This is a genomic window from Nocardia sp. CA-119907, from assembly GCF_050955995.1.
In the GTDB taxonomy this organism is placed as follows: domain Bacteria; phylum Actinomycetota; class Actinomycetes; order Mycobacteriales; family Mycobacteriaceae; genus Nocardia.
Genome location: NZ_CP192091.1, coordinates 4,150,408 through 4,170,961 on the forward strand (window position 1 = coordinate 4,150,408; position 20,554 = coordinate 4,170,961).

Consider the following 20,554-nt stretch of genomic DNA (forward strand, 5'->3'; position numbering starts at 1 on the left):
CCGGCTGATGGCCGGAGGGCCCAAGGGCCGCAGAGGAATCCTGGCGGCAGTCACACGCGTCGCGTTGTGGATACGACTATCGATCGATGAGGCGTGATGACCGCGATGATATCGGTGCTGGTGATCGACGATCACAACATGCTGCGCGGCGCGCTGTGCGAAATCCTGGATCGTGAGAGCGATCTCACGGTGGTGGGCCAGGCCGCCGATGGCCGCTCGGGCATCGAGCAGGCGCAGCGGCTGCACCCGAATGTGGTGATCTTGGATGTCGAGATCCCCGGGGAAGACGTCATGACGACACTGCTCAGGCTGCGCGAGGTGAGTCCCGACACGCGAGTGTTGATCGTCAGCGTGCACCAGGACATGGGTCTGATCCGCGAATTGGTCGAGTGCGGCATCGCCGGTTATCTGCACAAGAGCGCCAGGCGGGAAACGCTGCTGTCGGCGATCCGCACCGCGGACAGCGATGGCGAGGTCATCGTCTACGTGTCCTGGCAGGAGGATCGCCGATCGGCCGAGGGCAACACCTCGCCGGATCAGGCGCTCACCGCGCGCGAGCTGGAGGTCGTCGAACGGGTCGCGAGCGCCATGAGCAACCGGCAGATCGCGAATGCCCTCGGCATCACCGAGGGCACCGTAAAGCGGCACCTGCGCAATATCTTCCAGAAGCTCGGCGCCGTGTCGAGGCTGGATATGGTCAACCGGGCGACGGCGGCCAAGTTGATCGTCCCGTACCCGCCGGACTGATCACACCGTCATGCCGCTGCGGGCCGCGCCGTGACCGGCGGCCATCTATGTGCGTCGCGGTCGCCTGTCGTGGATCGCGATAGCACGTCGTGAGTGCGCATTAGATGCGGGATCGTGGCGCTTCTGGTGTCCGGTCTGTTAACTCGGGCTGAACTGTCCGCCGCACCGGTTGATCAGTTAGGTGAGTGATCACTAAACTTCGGGATATGAGTTCACCGGCTCGGGTGCGAATGTCAGCGAGCGCACGACGCGAACAGGTATTGGCTGTCGCCATCGCCGAATTCGCAGCCGCTGGCTACACGGCGACGACAACGGAGTCGATCGCGCGGCATGCCGGAATTTCGCAGGCGTATCTCTTCCGTTTGTTCCAGACCAAGAAGGAGATTTTTCTCGCCGCGGCGAATCGAGCATTCGACGCCGTCGAGAGGGCCTTCCGTGCGGCCGCCTCGGAAAGCGTGCAAGACGACCGGCTGGCCGCGATGGCGGACGCCTATATAGAGCTGCTGAGTGATCGTCAGCAGCTGACGTTTCAACTGCAGGTGTATGCGGCATCGGCGCTCGACGATGAGATCCGCGCCCTCGCTCGCGAACGGTTTCACCGTCTCTACCAGGTGGTGAAGGACTTGTCCGGCAGCGATGCCGGGGGTGCGTTCGATTTCATGGCGCAGGGCATGCTGCTGAATGTCACGAGTGTGCTGGAACTGGAACTACTGGACCCGGACAGTGAAGAATAACGCCATATTCTGAGTGGTTTCATCGCGCGATCATATTGCGTGACAAGCCATATTCTTGAATATGGAATTCATCGACGACAGGCACGGCTGTCGTCGCGTGCTGCCGACCCCGGCGTCACCATTATCGCGATCGTCATGGTTTCGCTCGACAATCTGGTCGGACTGAATATTTTTCCGACATCAGAACAGTGCTACATATTGGCCTTGATGGCTTCCCGAAGAATGTTTGATCCCAACCCATTGATGTAGGAGATTTCCATGCCCGCTCTGCCCTGGACCGCAGGGGTGCACAAGCCCGCGGACGGTGACCAGTTGCACGTGCTCACCTCCCGGCTGCCGCTGACGAACTACATTGATGTGCCCCGATTTCTCTACTGGACAATGCGGATTCGCACCCAACTGGTGTCCGCACCGGGCTGCGTCGGGTTCGCCTTGGACGCGAAGCTGATCTCCAAGACCTTCTGGACGCTGTCCGCGTGGTCGGACAAGGCGGCCATGGACCAGTTCGCGCACAGCGGTACCCACGCGAAGATGCTCGCGGATATGGCCGGTCGGATCGGCGATCCGAGTTTCGTCGAGTCGAGCGCGTCGACCGCTGACATACCGCTGTCCTGGGCCGACGCACGAGTCCGGATCTCCGCGCTCTAGCCCCTGAACCTAGCCGGACCAGCCGATCGAGGAGTGGTGATGCCGCAGAAGATTCGCTTGATCAGTGAGTTCTCTTTTCCCGCAGTGCTTTTCCATGAGGCACTCGTCAGTGCCGAGTACTGGCAGGCCCGCGTGGCCGAGCTGGACGGCCCGCATGCCGAACTGTCTCTCAGTCGTGACGCCGACGGCGTGCTCATGGCCGCGATATCCAAACCGGTTGCCCCGGACCAGATTCCGCCGCGGTTGGCGCGGGTTTGGCCGTCCGGGCTGCGGCTGGAGTACTCCGAGCACTGGTCACCGCTGGTGGAGGGGGTGGCCCGCGCCGAGATACGCGGCAGTATCGCTGGCGTCGGCACCATGGCGGGCACCTGCGAGCTGCGCGACAGCGCGGATGGATGCGTCTCGGAATACTCGGTGACGGTCGATTCCGGAATTCCGATGGCGGGCCGGTTGATCGCCGGGGCCTTCGCGAAAGGGATCATCGAGGACTCCGGTGCGGTGGATGCCTTCACCGAGCGCTGGCTGCGTCGGGAGCATGCGTGATGGCCGGGGACCCGTTCGCGGTATGGATGAGACGAATGCGCCCGGGACGGCCCGGCCGACCGGCCCTGGTGTGCTTTCCGCCAGGTGGCGGCGCGGCCGGCGGCTATCGCGATCTGGCGAACCACATCACCGAGGGGGTCGGCGTCTACGCGGTCCAGTATCCGGGTCGCCGCGATCGGATCGGCGAGGCGCTGATTCCATGCCTCACCGAACTCGCGGACCATATCGCCGCGGCCTCGGCACCACTGCTCGGCGGTGAGCTGGCATTGTTCGGCCACAGCATGGGCGCGACCATCGCCTTCGAGACCGCCCGTCGGCTCGAGGCGCGCGGCCGGACACCGATCGCACTGTTCGTATCCGGTCGGACGGCCCCGTCCGAGCCCGCCGCCGACCGGCTGGCCGACACCGACGATGCCACGCTGATCGCCGAAGTGGAGCGCTTGGCAAATGATCCCGCGTCAGTGGCCGTGCTGCGTACCAACTCGGCACTCGCCGCCGCCGTGCTGCCCGCGGTTCGCAACGACTACCTGGCGATCGAGAATTACGTCTACGCACCCGGTGATCCGGTGCGCTGCCCGGTAATCGGCCTGACCGGATCCGACGACCCCGTGGTCACACCGGACCAGCTCGCGCGGTGGCGCACTCATACCTCGGGGTCGTTCGATCTGCATGTCTTCCCTGGTTCGCATTTCTATTTGGATGCCCAACCGGCGGCGGTCGCGAAGGTGATCAATAGCTCTATCTGAGCGGCCGATTCGACATCGACCGACGTTCACGAGCGTGCGGTATCTTTGCCTCGTGTCGGAAAGGCTGCACAACCGGATTCCCCGTCGGTCGGTGTTGACGATGGTGTTGGTTTGCGTAATGAGCTGCGCCATAGCTGTTTTGGGTCTGCATCACATATCGCGCGCGGAAACCGGCTCCGATGGTGATCAGCGCGGGCAATTGTCGTTCGGCGGGTTGGTGCGGACCTATGGCCTGCACGTCCCCGCTGGATCCGAACATCCGGCCGGCCTGGTGTTGAACCTGCACGGCGGTGGTTCGACCGGGCACGGCCAGGAATCGCTCACGCACTACGACGCCGTCGCGGACCGGCACGGCTTCATCGTGGTGTATCCCGATGGTATCGACCGTAATTGGGCCGATGGCCGGGGTGCGTCCGAGCCGGACCGTCGGGGCATCGACGATGTCGGTTTCCTCGTCGCGCTCGTCGATAAACTCGCCCGCGACTTCGATATCGACCGCGGTCACATATTCGCCACCGGTATGTCGAACGGTGCGTTCATGGTCGATCGACTCGCCTGTGATCGCGCCGATGTATTCGCCGCCATCGCGCCGGTCGCGGGCACCCTGGGTACAAACGTCAACTGTGCGCCCACGCGCCCTGTCTCGGTACTCGAAACACACGGCACCGCCGATCCGATCGTGCCCTTCACCGGCGGAATCATGACCGGCCGAGGCGGACAATCGACAATTCTGCCCGCCCGCACCATCGCGGCGCGCTGGCGCGAGGCCGACCGCTGCCAAGCGCCGACCGAAGAGCTGCTCCCGGAAACGGGCAACGACGCCACCCAGGTCCACCGCCTCACCGCCACCGCGTGCGCCGACGGCACCGAGGTGACCTTCATGCAGGTCGACAACGGAGGACACACCTGGCCCGGCGGCCTCCAGTACCTCCCCAAAGCCCTCATCGGCCCGACCACCGACATCTTCGACGCCTCGGAGGCCAGCTGGCAGTTCTTCGCAGCCCACTCCCGTTGACCGGGCCGAACGGCTCGTCGGGGTCAGCTGGAATCGGCACTGCCACTACTTATTTCGTGCTCTCGATTCGACCGGGATTGCATCTGCCGCCACAGTTGTAAGTGCATAGGGGCCGATGATCGGTCGGACAGGCGTGCACGGAAGGCAGCAGATGTTCACCCGGATCGCAATTGTCAATCGCGGCGAGGCCGCCCGCAGGCTTATTCACACGGCCAGGGAGTTGGGTGTCGAAACCGTCGCGCTGTACACCGATGGCGAACGTCATGCGACCTTCGTGCGGGAAGCCGATCTGCGGTATTGCCTGGGACCGGCGAGCGAGCGCCCATATCTGAATCTGGCACTGCTGGAACGCGCTCTACGGGAGACCGGCGCGGACGCGGCCTGGGTCGGCTGGGGATTCGTGGCCGAGGATCCGGCCTTCGCCGAACTGTGCGCGCGGGTGGGGGTCACCTTCATCGGGCCGAGTGCCGAGGCGATGCGCAGGCTCGGTGACAAGATCGGCGCGAAGCTGCTGGCCGAGCAGGCGGGCGTGCCGGTCGCGCCGTGGAGCGGCGGTCCGGTCGAAACGCTGGACGCCGCAATCGAAGCCGCGCAGCGGATCGGTTACCCGCTGATGTTGAAGGCGACCGCGGGCGGTGGTGGACGCGGGATCCGGGTGGTCGCCTCGGAGGCCGACCTGCGCGAGGCCTACCAGCGCACCAGCGAGGAGGCCGAGCGGGCCTTCGGCAGCGGTGTGGTGTTCCTGGAACGTCAGGTGACCGGTGCCCGGCATGTCGAAGTGCAGGTGATCGCCGACGGACAGGGCGGCGCCTGGGCGCTGGGCGTGCGCGATTGCTCGGTGCAGCGGCGCAACCAGAAGATCATCGAGGAATCGGCCTCGCCGGTGCTCACCGCCGAGCAGGCGCTGGAGCTGAAGGAATCCGCACGACGGCTGGCACTTTCGGTCGGCTACTGCGGGGCCTGCACCGTCGAATTCCTGTATCACCCGGGCGAACGGTTCTTCGCGTTCCTGGAGGTGAACACTCGGCTACAGGTAGAACACCCCATCACCGAGGCCACCACCAGCGTCGATCTGGTCAAGGCCCAGCTGCAGGTGGCGGCCGGAATTCCGCTGAGCGGACCGGTGCCCGCCGAACGCGGGCACGCGGTGGAGGCCAGGCTGAACGCCGAGGATCCGGACCGTGACTTCGCGCCGGCCCCCGGCCGAATCGCGTTGCTGCGCTTGCCGACCGGGCCGGGCGTCCGGGTGGACACCGGTGTCGGCGAGGGCGATGAAATCCCCGCGGACTTCGATTCCATGATCGCCAAGATCATCGCCTACGGCCAAGACCGGACCGAGGCGCTACAGCGACTGCGCCGGGCACTGGCCGATACGACGGTGGTGATCGAGGGCGGTGCGACCAATAAGAGCTTCCTGCTGACGCTGCTCGATGCGCCCGAAGTGATCGACGGTACCGCCGATACCCGTTGGGTGGATCGCGCATCGGCCGAGGGCGGGCTGGCCACCCAGCACCATCTGGGCCTCGCCTTGGCGGCCGCGGCGATCGACGGCTACGAGGACACCGAACACGGTGCCCGCGAGCGGCTCTGGGAAAGTGGGCGCGGGCGGCGTCCCCATGTGCAGCACGAGGTCGGTCGGGCCGTCGAACTGCGCGTCGGCGAGCGCGGGTACCGGGTCACGGTGGCCAAGAACGGATTCGGCCGATTCTGGGTCGCGATCGAGGACGGTATCGCCGATCGCGTCGAATTCGAGGCGGCTGTCGAGCGGATCGACGAGCACCTGGCCGCGCTCACCGTGGCCGGTCAGCGCTACCGCCTGGTGTCGGCCACGCACGGCGCGGTCCATTTGGTCGAGATCGACGGCGTCGCACATCGGGTGAGTCGGGACGAAGGTGGTGTGCTGCGCGCACCGGCGCCCGCGCTGGTGGTCGCGACCCCGGTCGAAGTCGGCGGCGAAGTGCAAAGCGGTGCACCGGTGCTGGTGCTCGAGAGCATGAAGCTGGAAACCGTACTGCCCGCGCCCTGCGCTGGTCGGCTGCGGGAGCTGCTGGTCGCCGTCGGCAGTCAAGTCGCGGCGGGGGAGCTCTTGGCGCGGGTGGAACCGGCGGGTGGTGCGACACGGGTGGCGCCGTCGCGGTCGATCGATCTGATGATCCCGTCGCCCGCGCAGCCGCCGAGCGCGGCCGATCGAGCGCGCCGCGCGCGGACGGACGTGCGGGCCGAACTGCTCGGTTTCGACGCCGCATCCCCCGACGCTTGGGCCCGCTATCTGCTCGATCGCGACGCGCTGGCGGTCGCGGACGGCGATTGGCTCGTCTGCGAGGTCGAGTTGGCCGAAATCTTCGCCGATATCGCGGAATTGGCCTCCCCCGAGGCATCGGGCCGCGGCGCTGACAGTCCGCGCGAGCAGCTGCACATCTACCTGCAGAGCCTCGACGCCGAGCGGGGCGCGATTCCGGCCGAGTTCCGCATCGGGCTCGGGCGCGCACTCGCCCACTACGGGGTCGCGGAACTGGACCGGACTCCCGAACTGGAAGCAGCGGTCTTCCGAATCTTCCTGGGCACCAATCGGATTGCCGCCGGAGTCAGGGCAGTGACCGAACTGCTGAAGCTGTGGATCGGTGCGGATCCGCCGCCGGTCGCGCACCACGCGCACACTCGCGAGATCTTGGAGCGGGTGATCCGGATGTCCCGTTCGCGGTTCCCCGCGGTCGCCGACCTGGCCCGCAGCGTCGCGTTCGCCTGGTTCATGCGCCCGGCGACCGATGCCGCCCGTACCGCCATGCTGACCGGGGTGTCGGAAGAATTGGCCGCCCTCGCGGCGGCGCCGGATTCGCCGGAGCGGTCGCGTCGGATCGCCGCGCTGGTCGACATTCCGGAGCCGCTGTACGAGTTCCTCGCCGAGCGTCTGCTCGCCGGTCCGGACGGTCGATTCGCCCCGCGCGAACCCATGCTCGAGGTGCTGGCCCGCTGGCACTACGGCGAACAGCATCTGCACGCCTTGCGCGCCTTCGATATCGCGGGCCGTCCGTTCGTGGTCTGTGACTATCGACTGGAACTGCATCCGGCCCACGCCGTGCCGACCACCGCCGTCGCTACCGTGGGCACCTTCGCCGAGCTGCCGGAGTACGCCGATCAGCCGGATACCGCACTGGTGGCGGCATTGCGCGCCGAACTGCTCGCGGTGCCGGTCGGGCAGGTGGCCGTGGCGGACCTGCACCTGGTCTGGCCGGACGCACCCGCCTCGCCCGACGAGCGCGCCGAGGCACTGTGCCGCGGTTTGATCGCGGCCCGGCTGTCCGAACAGGCGCGGCGGATCGTGGTTGCCGTGGCCGGACCGGAAGTGGAGTTCTACACCTTCCGCCGGGCCGAATCGGATCTGGTCGAGGACCGGCTGGTGCGCGGGGTCCACCCGCTGGTCGGGCGGCGGCTGTCGCTGTGGCGGTTGCGGCACTTCCATCTGTCGCGGATCCACACTCCCGAAGCGATTCTGCTGTATCACTGTGTGGCCAAGGACAACCCGGACGACCAGCGGCTGGTGGCGCTGGCCCAGGTCGGCCGCTTCGAGTTGACCCGCGACGAACAGGGGGCGATCGCGGCGGTCGGTGATGTCGACACGGTGCTCTCGGCGTGCGTCGAGGCGATCGGACGCGCTCGCCACGATCTGGACCCGGCGGGGGCCTGGCTGGATATGAACCACATCTGGCTGGATATCCGGCCGGGTATCGAGGTCGACCTGGCGGAGTTCGCGGCCTGGCAGCGTTCCGTCGCACCGGAATTCACCGAGGCCGGTGTGCAGGAGGTGCTGGTCCAGGCGCGCCTGGCCACCCGGGAGGGGCCCTTCCGGGAGGCGGTCACCCGATTGCGCTATGAGCCCGGTTCCAGCGCACAGGTGACCATCGACGGACCTCCGCAGGTCGCGCTCGAACCGCTCGACGACTACGACCAGAAGGTGGTGCGGGCGCGCCGGCGCGGCACCGTGTACCCGTACGAGCTGATCCCGCTGCTCACCGGTGCGGTCGGTACCTTCACCGAATACGATCTCGACTCCGAGTCCACCTCGGCGCGGCTGGTCCCGGTGGACCGACCGCGCGGGCGCAATACGGCGGGCATCGTGGTGGGTGTGGCGTCCACGCCGACCGCGCTGCACCCGGAGGGCGTGTCCCGGGTGACCCTGTTCGGCGACCCCACCAAGGCGCTCGGCGCGGTATCGGAGGCCGAATGCGCCCGTATCATCGCGGCGCTGGATCTGGCGCAGCGGCTTGCGGTTCCGGTGGAGTGGTTCGCGCTCTCGGCGGGTGCGCGCATCTCGCTGGACTCCGGCACCGAGAATATGGACTGGGTGGCTCGCGCGCTGCGCCGCATCGTCACGTTCACCCAGGACGGCGGCGAGATCAATGTGGTGGTCGCCGGTATCAATGTGGGCGCGCAGCCGTACTGGAACGCCGAGGCCACCATGTTGATGCACACCAAGGGCATCCTGGTGATGATCCCGGACGGCGCGATGGTGCTGACCGGCAAGCAGTCGCTGGACTTCTCCGGTGGTGTGTCGGCCGAGGACAACTTCGGCATCGGCGGCTACGCGCGGGTGATGGGCCCGAATGGGCAGGCGCAGTACTGGGCCGCGAACTTGGCGCAGGCCCGCGACGTGCTGCTGGCGCACTACGCACACAGCTACCGCGGTCCGGGGGAGCCGGTGCCGCGCCGGGCCGCCAGCACCGACCCGGTAGCGCGCGACATCACCGCGTTCCCGCATCCGGGTGCGGAGTTCCGCACGGTCGGTGAAATCTTCTCCGCCACCGCCAATCCCGATCGCAAGAAGCCCTTCGACATCCGCGCGGTGCTGCGCGCGGTCACCGACCAGGACCACCAACTGCTGGAACGCTGGGCCGATATGGCCGACGCGGACACCGCGGTGGTCGCCGACGCCCGGATCGGCGGCTGGCCGGTCTGCCTGATCGGGATAGAATCCAAGCCCGTTGTCCGACATGGTTTTCCGCCCGCAGACGGTCCGGACACCTACACCGCGGGCACGCTGTTCCCCCGTTCGTCGAAGAAGGTGGCGCGGGCGATCAATGCGGCCAGCGGCAATCGGCCGCTGGTGGTGCTGGCCAATCTGTCCGGCTTCGACGGATCGCCGGAATCCATGCGCACGCTGCAGTTGGAGTACGGCGCCGAGATCGGCCGGGCGGTGGTGAACTTCGACGGCAAGATCGTCTTCTGTGTGATCTCCCGCTACCACGGCGGCGCCTTCGTGGTCTTCTCCAAGGCACTGAATCCGAATATGACGGTGCTCGCGGTCGAGGGGTCCTTCGCCTCGGTGATCGGCGGGGCGCCGGCGGCGGCGGTGGTGTTCGCGCGCACGGTGGACGCACGCACCGTCGCGGACGCCCGCGTCCGCGACCTGGAACACCGCCTGGCCCGTGCCGATGTGTCCGAGCGGCCCAAACTGGCCGCCGAGTTGGTTGACCAGCGCACGGCGGTGCGCGCCGAGCATCTGGCAACGCTCGCTGCGGAATTCGACGCGGTGCACAGTATTGAACGCGCGGTGGGAGTCGGGTCGGTGGATTCCGTGGTCGCCGCGAGTGAGCTGCGCCTGCGGATCGCGACCGCAATCGACGACTGGATGCGGGACGCGCCTTTTTCGCCGGAGCAGGAATGAGATTGGAGTGTAACCGGTTTCAGTAAAAGTAGTGGCGGCGCTTTCGGTCCCAAAACTGGTCGGTTGATCTAACTTGAAATTTGGGATATTTCCCTCATTCGGCGCGGTTGCGGACATTTGCGGTATGGCGGTCCGGAAAATATTGGGGGCGTTACTGTTCGACTGGCCGAGTTAACACAACCGTATAAGAATGGTCACGACTTGGATGGTGTTGCGCCGTGGTCGAGTCGGCCCCGGATGTGACACTGCGTTCACTTCAGATGGGTCGGCGAAACCCATCGGTTGACCCGACAGCAGGACGACCGGGTGCGTGGGACACAGCGCTGTGCCGCCGCGCGCCGAGGTCAGTGGGACGGGCAGGTCCGGCCCGTCGATGGAGATCGACACGATGACAACAGAGGTGGGGCCGCCAGCAGCGGTCGCTGACCTGCGCGCTCGACAGCAGCTGATTCTCGACCGCTATCGCGCGGAACTGGCGGCGATCGACAGTGCGCTGGTCGCCGATGAGGTCACCTGGCGGGAATGTTCGATTCAGGCCGAGCGCATCATTGCCGACTGCGCCGATGCGCTCGCCTCCGGTCGGGTCGGCATTGTGGCCCGACATCTGCACGCCATCGCCGATATGGCGCAGCGGCGCGGTGACCGGGGTATTCGGCCGGATGCCTCGGTGCGCGCGGCCCGGGTGCTGTCCGAGCTGGTGCTCACCGAGGTGGCCGAAATCGTTGCCCCGCTACCGGATTCGACGCGGCGCCTGGGGATCGCCGCCATCACGCTGAACCGTGCGATATACGCCCGGCTCGAGGCCGGGGCCAAGGGCTACGACTCGTTCCTGCTCAACCAGGTGCGCATGGTCAACGACGCCGAGCGACGGATGCTGGCCCGCGATATCCACGACCGGATCGGCAATAGCATCAGTGTGGCGATGCGGCGGCTGGAATTGTGCGCCGCGTCGCAGCCCGCGGGCGATCCGACCATCTCCGACGCCATCGCGGCATTGACCGATACGCTGCACGAACTTTCGTACATCACCACCGGGCTGCGCACCGACGACGGGACCGGCAGTCTGCGCGATGCGCTCACCGCATTCGTCGGTGCCATGCGACTGACCGAACCGACGGTCGGGATCCAGGTCAACGGGGTGGAGTCCTGGGTGGACTCGCCGGTACTCGACGAGATCTTCCTGATCCTGCGGGAAGGTCTGCGCAATGCCTTCGCGCACGCGGCGGCCGAGCAGGTGGTGGTCACGGTCGATATCGCACCGCACGAGGTCTGGGCGACGGTGGCCGACGACGGTATCGGATTCGACCCGAGGGCCGAGCATCGCACGAACGGGTTGGACTCCATGCGTGAACGCGCCGAACTGCTTTCCGGCGCGGTGACCGTGGTCTCGCGCAAGCACGGCGGCACCACGGTCGGGGTGTGGATTCCGGTGCTGGCGGCCTGTGCGATCTGAGCACTGGCCGGCCTCTGCGGTTCGGGCCGGTTACAGGCCGCTCAAACCCATCGCGGCGTTGGCGGCGAGCTGGGTGGCCATGAAGGCGTGGTAGGGGCGGCGGCTGCGTCGGCGCGGATGATGATGGCGGGTGGTAAGGGTGAGATAGCCGACCGCCACCGCGCCGGGAAGCAGGCAGGCGCAGGTCGGGACGAGGCCGGGAATCTGTTGTGCGGCAAGCACTATGCCGAGTGCGATGAGGGTCGCGACCGCGGCGACGAAACGGCGCAGCGGCCACTCGGCGACCAGCGCGATCAGGGTCCGCGGGCGCGCGACGCGGTCACCGTCCACATCGGAGAAGTCCTTGGTCACCGCGCCGATGCAGCCCATCCACAGCGACATCGCAACCGCGAAGGCGACCAGCGTCGGCGTCGGCCGCGCGCCGACCGCCACCACCCCGGCCGCATACGTGAGCAGACCACCGGCTATCACCACCGAAGTCGAACCCAGCCAGCCGCGGCGCAGTTGGAACGGTGGCGCCGAGTAGGCATAGCCAATGCACAGGAACGCGCAGACGAGCAGGGTTGGGATCGGACCCGCCAGCGCACCGAGTAGCACGGCCCCGACCGCGGCGGCGACCACGACCGGCAGCGCCTGTGCGGGTGTCAGCTCGCCGCGCCCGATCGGGCGGCCGACGCCGTTGACCCGGTCGTTCGCACCGTCGGCAATGCCGTTGGCGAGATAGATGCACACGGTCGCGAAAAACCAGGACAGCAGTGCGCAGCCATAACTTCGGACGGAGAATTCTCGGTGTCCCATACCGTATTCCGCAGCGATTGCGGATGCGGCCAGGAAACGCAGCAAGAACATCAGCTGAACCATGGGCCGCGCTTCCAGGAAACACATTCGGAGTCGGTGGTAGGCGGTTTCCGTTACTGCGCGTACTCGGCGTGGCTGTTGCGTTGCGGCGGTGGCCATGGACAAACGCTAACGCGAGCGCCCGAGTGCGGTCCACACTTATCTTCCGATTAATTCGGGGAATCCGTTTCTGGTCGTTCGGGGCGAATTAACGAAGAGTTGGGGGAGAGTTCCGATGTCGCTGAAAATCGTCCGAAAAGACCAGGTAATGGCGGCGCATACCTCTTTCGATACATGCCCCGATGTTCCCAAAGTGTCCCTTGGGGTGGTGGTAACGAACAGATATCGTCAGTTTCGATCCCGCGTCGGAGTGGCCTCGGGATCGAATTCCTGACATTTCGTGATGAATTGGGGGCAGTATGTCCGCAGTGGCCGTGATCGGTGGTGGGATCGCCGGTCTGTCCGCCGCCTACCACCTGCGTGGACGGGCCGAGGTGACCCTGTTCGAAAAGGAAGTGAACGCCGGTGGTCACGCCAACTCTATCGAAGTGAACGATAATGGTCGTATCCTTGGACTGGATACCGCATTTATCGTCTACAACGAGGCGCACTACCAGCGGTTGACGCAATTCTTCGCCGATCTGGGCGTGCCGACACAATCGCATCCGGGCACCTTCAGCTTCTACCACGCCGATACCGGACTGGGTTTCGTCTCGGAGGATTTCGTACTCCCCGAGGACGAGATCCGGGCGAAGTACGGACCGGAATTCGTGCCGATGTGGGCCGAGGCGGAGCGCTTCTACCGGGAATCGCCCAAGCATTTCATCCGCAAGCAGGCCGAGATGCCTATGGGTGAATATCTGGACGTCAACGGCTATAGCCAGGACTTCCGCTACGGATTCATTGTGCTGATCGCCACCGCCGCCTGGTCGGTACCGGCCGATCGCATCTGGGAAATGCCCGCGGCAACCATTATCGCGTTCTTTCTCGGGCACGGCCGCGAGGGCCTGGGCGGGCGCACCGCCCCGTGGAATACGGTCACCGGCGGCAGTATCAACTATGTCCGCGCGACGCTGGAGCACCTGGGTGCGGCCGGGCAGGAGATCGCGCTCGGCACCGCCGTCGATCGGGTCGACGAGGACGAAACCGGAGTCACCGTCTACACCGCCGAGGGCCCCCGGCGCTTCGACGAGGTGATCATCGCGGCGCACGCCGATGACGCGCTGGCCATGCTCACCGCGCCCACGGCCGCACAGCGCATGCTCGAAGCCCTGTCCTACAACGACACTCGCGCCACCCTGCACACCGATCCGGTCTGCATGTCCGGCGACCGTTCGATCTGGCGCAGTTGGAACTATGTGCGCTCGGGCGGCCTCGACGATATGCAGTCCTGGGTCGTCTATTACCTCAACGAGCTGCAGTGCTTCACCAGCGAGACCGACTACTTCCTCACGCTGGACTGCGGCGTCGACATCGACCCGGACCGGGTGATCCGCGAGTTGGCTTACCGCCACCCGATTTTCACCTACGAAGCCCGGCAATTGCGTCCAGTGCTGCACACCATCAACGAGGGCAGCTCCCGGGTCAAGTTCGCGGGCTCGTATTTCCACTCGCGCAAGATGGGCATCGATATCGTCGGCAACCACGAATCCGGATTCGATTCCGGCGCCGCCGCGGCCGACGCGGTGGTGCGCAGCCTGTCCGCCGCGCCCGCGCAATGAGTTCTCCCTCATCCGAACAATTCGCTGTTACCGCATCAGGAGTGTGTTTCCCATGACCGAGCAGGCCACCACCGCATCGCTTTCCGTCGAGGAAGTGGAGAACTGGCTGCGGGAGAAGATCGCCTACAAGCTGTCCGTCGAGCCGGAAGAGGTGTCGGTGGACGACTTCTTCGACAGCTTCGGCCTCGATTCCACCGAGGCGCTGGTGCTCGCGGGTGAGTTGGAGTCCTGGCTGGGCTTCGAGCTGGAGACCACCGCGCTCTGGTACCACCCGACCATCGCCGAACTGGCCAAGTACATCGTCGCCGAGAAGGACCGGCTCGCGGCCTGAGTGTCGCGAATCATCCACCGCCGCTGCGTTCAACGCCGTCGAGGAGCAGTGACCCCATGCAATCACAGACAACGCTCTCGCCCACGCCGAGTACCCGGCTCGGCGATACGCCCATCGCGATCGTCGGTCTCGGCGCGCTGTTTCCGCGTTCGGCTGATCTGACCGAATACTGGTCGAATATCGTCGCGGCCGCGGACTGCATCGAGGACGTACCCGAAACCCATTGGAAGATCGAGGATTACTACGATCCGGACCCCAGCGCGCCGGATAAGACCTACGCCAAGCGCGGTGGCTTCCTGCCCACCATCGACTTCAATCCCATGGAGTTCGGCCTGCCGCCGAACATCCTCGAGGTCACCGACGTATTGCAGCTGCTGAGTCTGGTGGTGGCCAAGCAGACGCTCGCGGATGCGGGCGCACCCGAGTCGTCCTGGTACGACCCCAGCCGCACCGGCGTCATTCTCGGTATCACCGGCGCCAACTCGCTGACCCAGCCGCTGGCCACGCGCCTGCAGACCCCGGTGCTCGAGGAAGTGGTGCGCAGCTGCGGCCTGAGCGATCAGGACGCCGAGGAGATCGCGGCCAAATTCGTCAAGGCCTTCGCGCCCTGGGAGGAGAACTCCTTCCCGGGCATGCTCGGCAATGTGGTGTCGGGGCGCATCGCCAACCGGTTCGACCTGGGCGGCACCAACTGCACCATCGACGCCGCCTGCGCCAGTTCGCTTGCCGCGGTGCACATGGCGGCCGCCGAACTGGTGTCCGGCCGGGCCGATCTGATGATCAGCGGTGGCTGCGACGCCGAGAACACCATCCTGATGTACCTGTGCTTCAGCAAGACGCCCGCGCTGTCCAAGACCGGAATCATCCGGCCGTTCGACGAGAATTCCGACGGCACCATGATCGGCGAGGGCATGGGCATGCTGGCGCTCAAGCGCCTGGCCGACGCCGAACGCGACGGCGACCGCATCTACGCGGTGCTGCGCGGCATCGGCACCTCCAGCGACGGGCGGTTCAAGAGCATCTACGCCCCGCGCAAGGAGGGGCAGCAGCTGGCGCTGCGCCGGGCCTACACCGATGCCGGATTCGGCCCCGAGCAGATCGGGTTGCTGGAATGCCACGGCACCGGTACCGCGGTCGGTGACTACACCGAACTGTCCGCGCTGCGCGAGGTTTTCGCCGAGGCGAGTGATGAGAAGCAGTTCTGCGCGGTGGGTAGCGTCAAGTCGCAGATCGGACACACCAAGGCGGCGGCGGGCGCGGCCGGGCTGATCAAGCTGTCGCTGGCGCTGCACCAGAAGGTGCTGCCGCCGACGATCAATGTGGAGCGGCCCAAGGAGTCGGTGGACTTCCCGAACTCGCCGTTCTACGTGAACTCGGCGACCCGGCCGTGGGTGCTGGAGCCGGGCCGGGAGAAGCGGCGGGCCGCCAGTTCCTCCTTCGGCTTCGGCGGCACGAACTTCCACTGCGTGCTGGAGGAATACGATCCCGCCGGCGCCGATGCCCGTGCGCTGCACCGGGACTACCGGGTGCACGCGTGGCACGCCGCGACGCCGGAGGAATTGCTCGCCGCGATCGAAGAGCGGCCGCGCGGTGTCGAACTGGATGCGGCGATTCCGGAGGCGCACGCCCGCTTGGCCGTGGTCGCGCAGTCCGATGACGAGCTGACGGCGTTGCGGGACAAGGCCGTCGAACGGCTTCGGGCCGAGCAGTCGGTGGACGCGTTCGAGGTGCCCGGTGGTGCCTACTACCGGCGCGCGGCGGCGGCTGCTGGCAAGATCGGCGCGCTGTTCGCCGGACAGGGCAGTCAGTACGTCGGCATGGGCGCGCAGACCGCCGTCGCGGTGCCGCCGGTCCGGGCCGCCTTCGATGCCGCGAGTAAGTATTCCGATCCCGCCGATCCGCTGAGCCGGGCCATCTTCCCGCCGCCCGCGTTCACCCCGGAGGATGCCGCGGCCCAGGAAGAAGCTTTGCGCCGTACCGATTTCGCGCAGCCCGCCATCGGCGCACTGGCCGCCGGACAGTACCGCTTCCTGGACGAACTGGGCTTCGTACCCGACGGCGCGCTCGGCCACAGCTTCGGTGAGCTCACCGCGCTGTGGGCGGCCGGGGCGTTCGATGACGACACGTTCTACCGGTTGGCGCGCGCCCGCGGCACCGCCATGGCCACACTGCCCGAGGGTGCGGCCGATCGCGGCACCATGGCGGCGCTGCGCTGCGGTCCGGACGCCCTGACCGAATTGTTGGCGGCACACCCGGATGTGGTGGTGTGCAACCTCAATGCGCCGGAGCAGACCGTTGTCGGCGGCGGTACCGAGGCGGTGCGGGAATTCGCCGCGGCCGCACAGGAGCAGGGCCTGCACGCCCAGCTGCTGCCGGTAGCCGCCGCCTTCCACACGTCCTACGTGGCGCATGCGGTGGACGCGTTCCGGGCGGCCGTGGCCGAGGAGACGATCGGCAAGCCCGCCCTCGAGGTGTTCGCCGACGCCGCCGGCGCCGAATACGGCGCCGATCTGGCGGCGAACCGGAATGTGCTGGTGGAGCAGCTGTCCCAGCCCGTCGGGTTCGCACCGCAGATCCAGCAGATGTACGACGCGGGTTACCGGGTCTTCGTCGAATTCGGCCCCAAGTCGGTGCTCTCCGCCCTGGTGCGCAAGATCCTGGCCGATATGCCGGACGTCGTGGTGCTCGCCGCCGACGCGGGCGCCGACGGCGACCGCGCGCTCAAGCAGCTCGCGGCGCGGCTCGCGGTGCTGGGACTGCCGCTGACCGGTCTGAACCGGTACAGCGCCGAGGAATCCGAAGTAGTCGAAAGCAAAGGAATGAGGATCCCCTTGAACGGCATCAACTATGTCTCGGAGGAGCGGCGCAGTTCCTACCGCGACGCTCTCGAGAACGGATATCGCGTACCGCAGCCCGCCCCCGCCAATGGGAACGGCAATGGCAATGGCAACGGCAATGCCGCCCCGGCGCCCGCCGCCCCGCCCGCCCTCGCGGCGGCCGGTGGCCAGGGCGATCTGGCCGGTGATCACCTGGCGCTGCACCGCGAGTACCTGAGCAGCCAGCTGCGGGTGGCCGAAAGGCTCAGCGGCATCCTGGAATACGACTCGCGCCAGGGCACCCTGGACGACCGCACCATCGCCGGACTGGCCTCGGTCAGCGACCACAGCGTGGCCATCGGACATGCGCACAGCCAGGCCAGTGAGGTGCTGCTGGGCTTCGCGTACCTGGAGGCGGGTCAGAGCATCGACGCTCCGGCCATCCGCCGCCCGGTCGAGCGGCTGCCCCGGACCGAGCTGGCGGCTCAGGCGGAACTGACGGCCGCCCCCACCTACGCTCCGGTGTCGGCTCCGGCGTACACCCCCGCCCCGGTCCCGGCGCCCGCGCCGGTGGCCGCACCGCAGCCCGTCGCGGAAGCGGTTGTCGCGCAACCGGCTCCGGTCGCGACCGCTGCGGTCGCCGCACCGGTGGTCAGCGCCCCGGCCGAGACGCCGGTCACCGGTGACGCCACCGAGGTGGTGCAGGACGCGCTGCTGACGATCGTCGCGGAGAAGACCGGCTACCCGGCCGACATGCTGGACGTATCCATGGATGTCGAGGCCGATCTGGGTATCGACTCGATCAAACGGGTCGAGATCATGGGCGCACTGCAGGAGCGCTTCCCGGACAGCCCGCAGGCGGGTCCGGAGCAGATGGGCGAGTTGCGCACACTGGGCGGGATCATCGCCTTCATCAGTGTCGCGATCGGCGGTTCCGGTGCGGTCGGCGCGGCGGAGGTGGTGCGCCCAAAAGCTGATGGCGCGTCCCGCATCTCGCGGATGCAGGCGCGCCTTTCCGAGCTGCCTGCCGTCGCCCCGCTCGTCGGGGCCTACGCGGCCGAGCCCGTCGCGCTGATCGCCGGTGGCGGCAGCGCGCTGGCCGAACCGCTCGCCGCCGCCCTCGCGGCGGCGGGCTGGTCGGTCGTCACCGGTGCCGACCTCGGCCCCGACGACCGGCTGGACCTGGTCGTATTCCTCGCCCCGGAGGCACCGGCCCGGTGGTCGAGTTCCATTGCGGCGTTGGAAGATGCGCTGGAGCTGGCGCATACGACCCAGCGCACCCTGGAACAGGCGGCGGCGCGGGGCCGCGCGGCCTTCCTCACGGTCAGCCGTGTCGACGGCCTGCTCGGCCTGTCCGGGACGGTCGACGCCGCCGGACTGCTCGGTGGACTGCCCGGCCTGGTGAAAACCCTTGCGATCGAGGCACCCTCGCTGTTCTGCCGGGCACTGGATGTGAGTCCGGAACTCGCGGTGGAGCAGGCGGTGGCCCGGGTGCTCGACGAACTCGCCGATGCCGATACCGGCACCGCCGAGGTCGGCATCGGCGCCGACGGCACCCGTCGCACGCTGCGCGCCTCCACCGACGACGGCACCGATCCGCTGCTGCCGCAGGGTGATTCGGTGCCGGAACCGGACGTCGCGGATCTGCTGGTGGTGACCGGTGGCGGCCGCGGTGTCACCGCGGCATGCGTGATCGGACTCGCCGAACAGTACCGCTGTGGGCTGTTGCTGCTCGGGCGCAGCCCGCTCGAGCCCGAACCCGCTTGGGCGACCGACGTTTCCGAGGCCCAGCTGAAGGGCGCCATTGTCGCCGATCTGCGCGCGGGCGGCGGTAAGCCGACGCCACGCGAGGTCGAACGGATCTTCCGCGGCCTGGTCGCGGGCCGCGAGATCCGGGCCACCCTGGCCGCGATTCGCGCCGCCGGCGCCACCGCGGAATACCTCGCCGTCGATGTCACCGACGCCGAGGCGACCGCGGCGGCACTGGCACCGTACCGGGGTCGGATCACCGGTCTGGTGCACGGCGCGGGGGTGCTCGCCGATAAGGCGATCACCGATCAGCGCCGTGCGGATGTCGCGCCGGTGCTGGCGACCAAGCTGACCGGTTTGGCGTCCACTCTGGCGGCCCTGGATACGGAGCGGCTGCGGCACGTGGTGCTGTTCTCCTCGATCGCCGGATTCTTCGGCAATCGCGGTCAATCCAGCTACGCCAGCGCCAATGAGGCGCTCAACCGGGTGGCCGCCGCACTGCGGCGGCGGATGCCCGGCAGCCGGGTCACCTCGGTGAACTGGGGTGCGTGGGCGGGCGGCATGGTGACACCGGAGTTGGAGCGGATGTTCACCGAGCGCGGGGTCACGCTGATCCCGTTGCGCACCGGTGTGGAGTTCTTCACCGAACAGTTCCGCACCGCACGGTCCGCGGATGTGGTGTGCGTGGTCGGGCCGAATGCGCCGCTGTCGGCCGCGCCGCCGCGGACACTGTCGGCCGAGCCGACGGTGGTGCGGCGCGATCTCACCGGTGCCGCACAGGATCCGGTACTGGCCGACCATGCGGTGGGCGGAGTTCCGGTGCTGCCCGCGACGGCCGCGATCGGCACGATCCTCGGTACCGCGCAGCGGATCACCGGACGGACCGTGCGGCGGTTGACCGGGTTCTCGGTGCTCAAGGGCGTCGTCCTCGACGCTGCCGCGCCGACGGAACTGCGGCTCACCTACACCCCGGGCGCCGTGGCGACCGCGGTACTGGTGACCGACTCCGACGGCCGGCCCCGATTCCGGGCGAGCGTGGTCGACGATGACCCGACGCCGGAGACCCTGACCGGGCTGCCGGATATGGCCGCGGCACAGCCGGTTTCGGTCTACACCGACGGCACGCTGTTCCACGGTCCCGCGCTGCGCGGTATCACCGACGCGGTGCAGGCCGAGGACGGGCGGCTGGTGCTGACCTGCCGCCTGGCCGACCGACCGCTGCTCGGCGGTGCGTTCGCGGCCGAGGACTACAGCCCGGTGCTCGCCGATCTGCTGTTGCAGGCCGCGCTGGTCCAGGTGCACCGCACCACGGGACACAACAGCCTGCCGACCGCGGTCGGCGCGATCGAGGTGCACGACGCGGTGCCCAGCGATGTCGAGTTCCACATTGTGGTGGATCGGCTGATCAGCCGCGGGGCCACGGCCACCGGCACGGTCACCGCGGTAAGCGCGACCGGACGGGTACTGCTGCGCTTCGGTGCGGTCGACCTGGTGATCAGCGAGGCGCTCGGCGCGAAATTCACGACGGACGACACGGATCGGACTGTGTGAG

12 protein-coding genes are annotated in these 20,554 nt (G+C 67.5%); 11 read left to right on the forward strand and 1 reads right to left on the reverse strand.

Annotated elements, in window-relative coordinates; translation table 11 throughout:
* Positions 1 to 96 precede the first annotated feature (96 nt).
* The 8 genes from ACQP2D_RS18210 (at position 97) to ACQP2D_RS18245 (ending at position 11,548) form a co-directional block, all read left to right on the forward strand.
* Positions 97 to 747 (forward strand): response regulator, encoded by a 651-nt coding sequence (locus ACQP2D_RS18210; RefSeq protein ID WP_433684869.1) that lies wholly within the window; start codon positions 97 to 99, stop codon positions 745 to 747.
* Positions 748 to 1,007: 260 nt separating this feature from the next.
* On the forward strand, positions 1,008 to 1,481 hold the full coding sequence (locus ACQP2D_RS18215) for a TetR/AcrR family transcriptional regulator (RefSeq protein WP_433684870.1): 474 nt from the start codon (positions 1,008 to 1,010) through the stop codon (positions 1,479 to 1,481).
* 258 nt (positions 1,482 to 1,739) lie between these two features.
* Positions 1,740 to 2,129: a hypothetical protein gene (locus ACQP2D_RS18220; protein ID WP_433684871.1), complete on the forward strand. Its 390-nt coding sequence runs from the start codon at positions 1,740 to 1,742 to the stop codon at positions 2,127 to 2,129.
* Between the two features lie 39 nt (positions 2,130 to 2,168).
* The gene (locus ACQP2D_RS18225; RefSeq protein ID WP_433684872.1) at positions 2,169 to 2,672 is read left to right on the forward strand and encodes a DUF2505 domain-containing protein; all 504 of its coding nucleotides are present in this window, start codon (positions 2,169 to 2,171) and stop codon (positions 2,670 to 2,672) included.
* A gap of 35 nt (positions 2,673 to 2,707) precedes the next feature.
* Positions 2,708 to 3,418: a thioesterase II family protein gene (locus ACQP2D_RS18230; protein WP_433684873.1), complete on the forward strand. Its 711-nt coding sequence runs from the start codon at positions 2,708 to 2,710 to the stop codon at positions 3,416 to 3,418.
* Positions 3,419 to 3,494: 76 nt separating this feature from the next.
* Positions 3,495 to 4,433 carry an extracellular catalytic domain type 1 short-chain-length polyhydroxyalkanoate depolymerase gene (locus ACQP2D_RS18235; RefSeq protein WP_433685690.1) on the forward strand — a complete coding sequence of 313 codons (939 nt, stop codon included), beginning with the start codon at positions 3,495 to 3,497 and terminating at the stop codon, positions 4,431 to 4,433.
* A gap of 151 nt (positions 4,434 to 4,584) precedes the next feature.
* Positions 4,585 to 10,095, forward strand: a complete 5,511-nt coding sequence (locus ACQP2D_RS18240) for a biotin carboxylase N-terminal domain-containing protein (RefSeq protein WP_433684874.1) — start codon at positions 4,585 to 4,587, stop codon at positions 10,093 to 10,095.
* Positions 10,096 to 10,483: 388 nt separating this feature from the next.
* Positions 10,484 to 11,548, forward strand: coding sequence for a sensor histidine kinase (locus tag ACQP2D_RS18245; RefSeq protein WP_433684875.1), 1,065 nt, complete (start codon positions 10,484 to 10,486; stop codon positions 11,546 to 11,548).
* A 30-nt stretch (positions 11,549 to 11,578) separates the two neighbouring features.
* Here ACQP2D_RS18245 and ACQP2D_RS18250 read toward each other — a convergent pair whose 3' ends face one another.
* Positions 11,579 to 12,397, reverse strand: coding sequence for a UbiA family prenyltransferase (locus ACQP2D_RS18250; protein ID WP_433684877.1), 819 nt, complete (start codon positions 12,395 to 12,397; stop codon positions 11,579 to 11,581).
* Positions 12,398 to 12,804: 407 nt separating this feature from the next.
* Between ACQP2D_RS18250 and ACQP2D_RS18255 the strand changes: the two genes are divergently transcribed.
* Genes ACQP2D_RS18255 through ACQP2D_RS18265 form a run of 3 tightly spaced genes read left to right on the forward strand, consistent with a single transcriptional unit; the run spans position 12,805 to position 20,553 of the window.
* Positions 12,805 to 14,106 (forward strand): NAD(P)/FAD-dependent oxidoreductase, encoded by a 1,302-nt coding sequence (locus tag ACQP2D_RS18255; protein WP_433684878.1) that lies wholly within the window; start codon positions 12,805 to 12,807, stop codon positions 14,104 to 14,106.
* Between the two features lie 52 nt (positions 14,107 to 14,158).
* A complete protein-coding gene (locus ACQP2D_RS18260; protein ID WP_433684879.1) occupies positions 14,159 to 14,437 on the forward strand; it encodes an acyl carrier protein in 279 nt (92 codons plus the stop codon).
* Positions 14,438 to 14,493: 56 nt separating this feature from the next.
* Positions 14,494 to 20,553: an SDR family NAD(P)-dependent oxidoreductase gene (locus ACQP2D_RS18265; RefSeq protein ID WP_433684880.1), complete on the forward strand. Its 6,060-nt coding sequence runs from the start codon at positions 14,494 to 14,496 to the stop codon at positions 20,551 to 20,553.
* The last annotated feature ends 1 nt before the right edge of the window (position 20,554 follow it).

Coding starts and splice junctions, on each gene's coding strand:
- ACQP2D_RS18230 (WP_433684873.1), top strand. CDS start 2,708: ATGCGCCCGGGACGGCCCGGCCGACCGGCCCTGGTGTGCTTTCCGCCA.
- ACQP2D_RS18265 (WP_433684880.1), top strand. CDS start 14,494: ATGCAATCACAGACAACGCTCTCGCCCACGCCGAGTACCCGGCTCGGC.
- ACQP2D_RS18245 (WP_433684875.1), top strand. CDS start 10,484: ATGACAACAGAGGTGGGGCCGCCAGCAGCGGTCGCTGACCTGCGCGCT.
- ACQP2D_RS18255 (WP_433684878.1), top strand. CDS start 12,805: ATGTCCGCAGTGGCCGTGATCGGTGGTGGGATCGCCGGTCTGTCCGCC.
- ACQP2D_RS18220 (WP_433684871.1), top strand. CDS start 1,740: ATGCCCGCTCTGCCCTGGACCGCAGGGGTGCACAAGCCCGCGGACGGT.
- ACQP2D_RS18240 (WP_433684874.1), top strand. CDS start 4,585: ATGTTCACCCGGATCGCAATTGTCAATCGCGGCGAGGCCGCCCGCAGG.
- ACQP2D_RS18260 (WP_433684879.1), top strand. CDS start 14,159: ATGACCGAGCAGGCCACCACCGCATCGCTTTCCGTCGAGGAAGTGGAG.
- ACQP2D_RS18250 (WP_433684877.1), bottom strand. CDS start 12,397: ATGTTCTTGCTGCGTTTCCTGGCCGCATCCGCAATCGCTGCGGAATAC.
- ACQP2D_RS18225 (WP_433684872.1), top strand. CDS start 2,169: ATGCCGCAGAAGATTCGCTTGATCAGTGAGTTCTCTTTTCCCGCAGTG.
- ACQP2D_RS18210 (WP_433684869.1), top strand. CDS start 97: ATGACCGCGATGATATCGGTGCTGGTGATCGACGATCACAACATGCTG.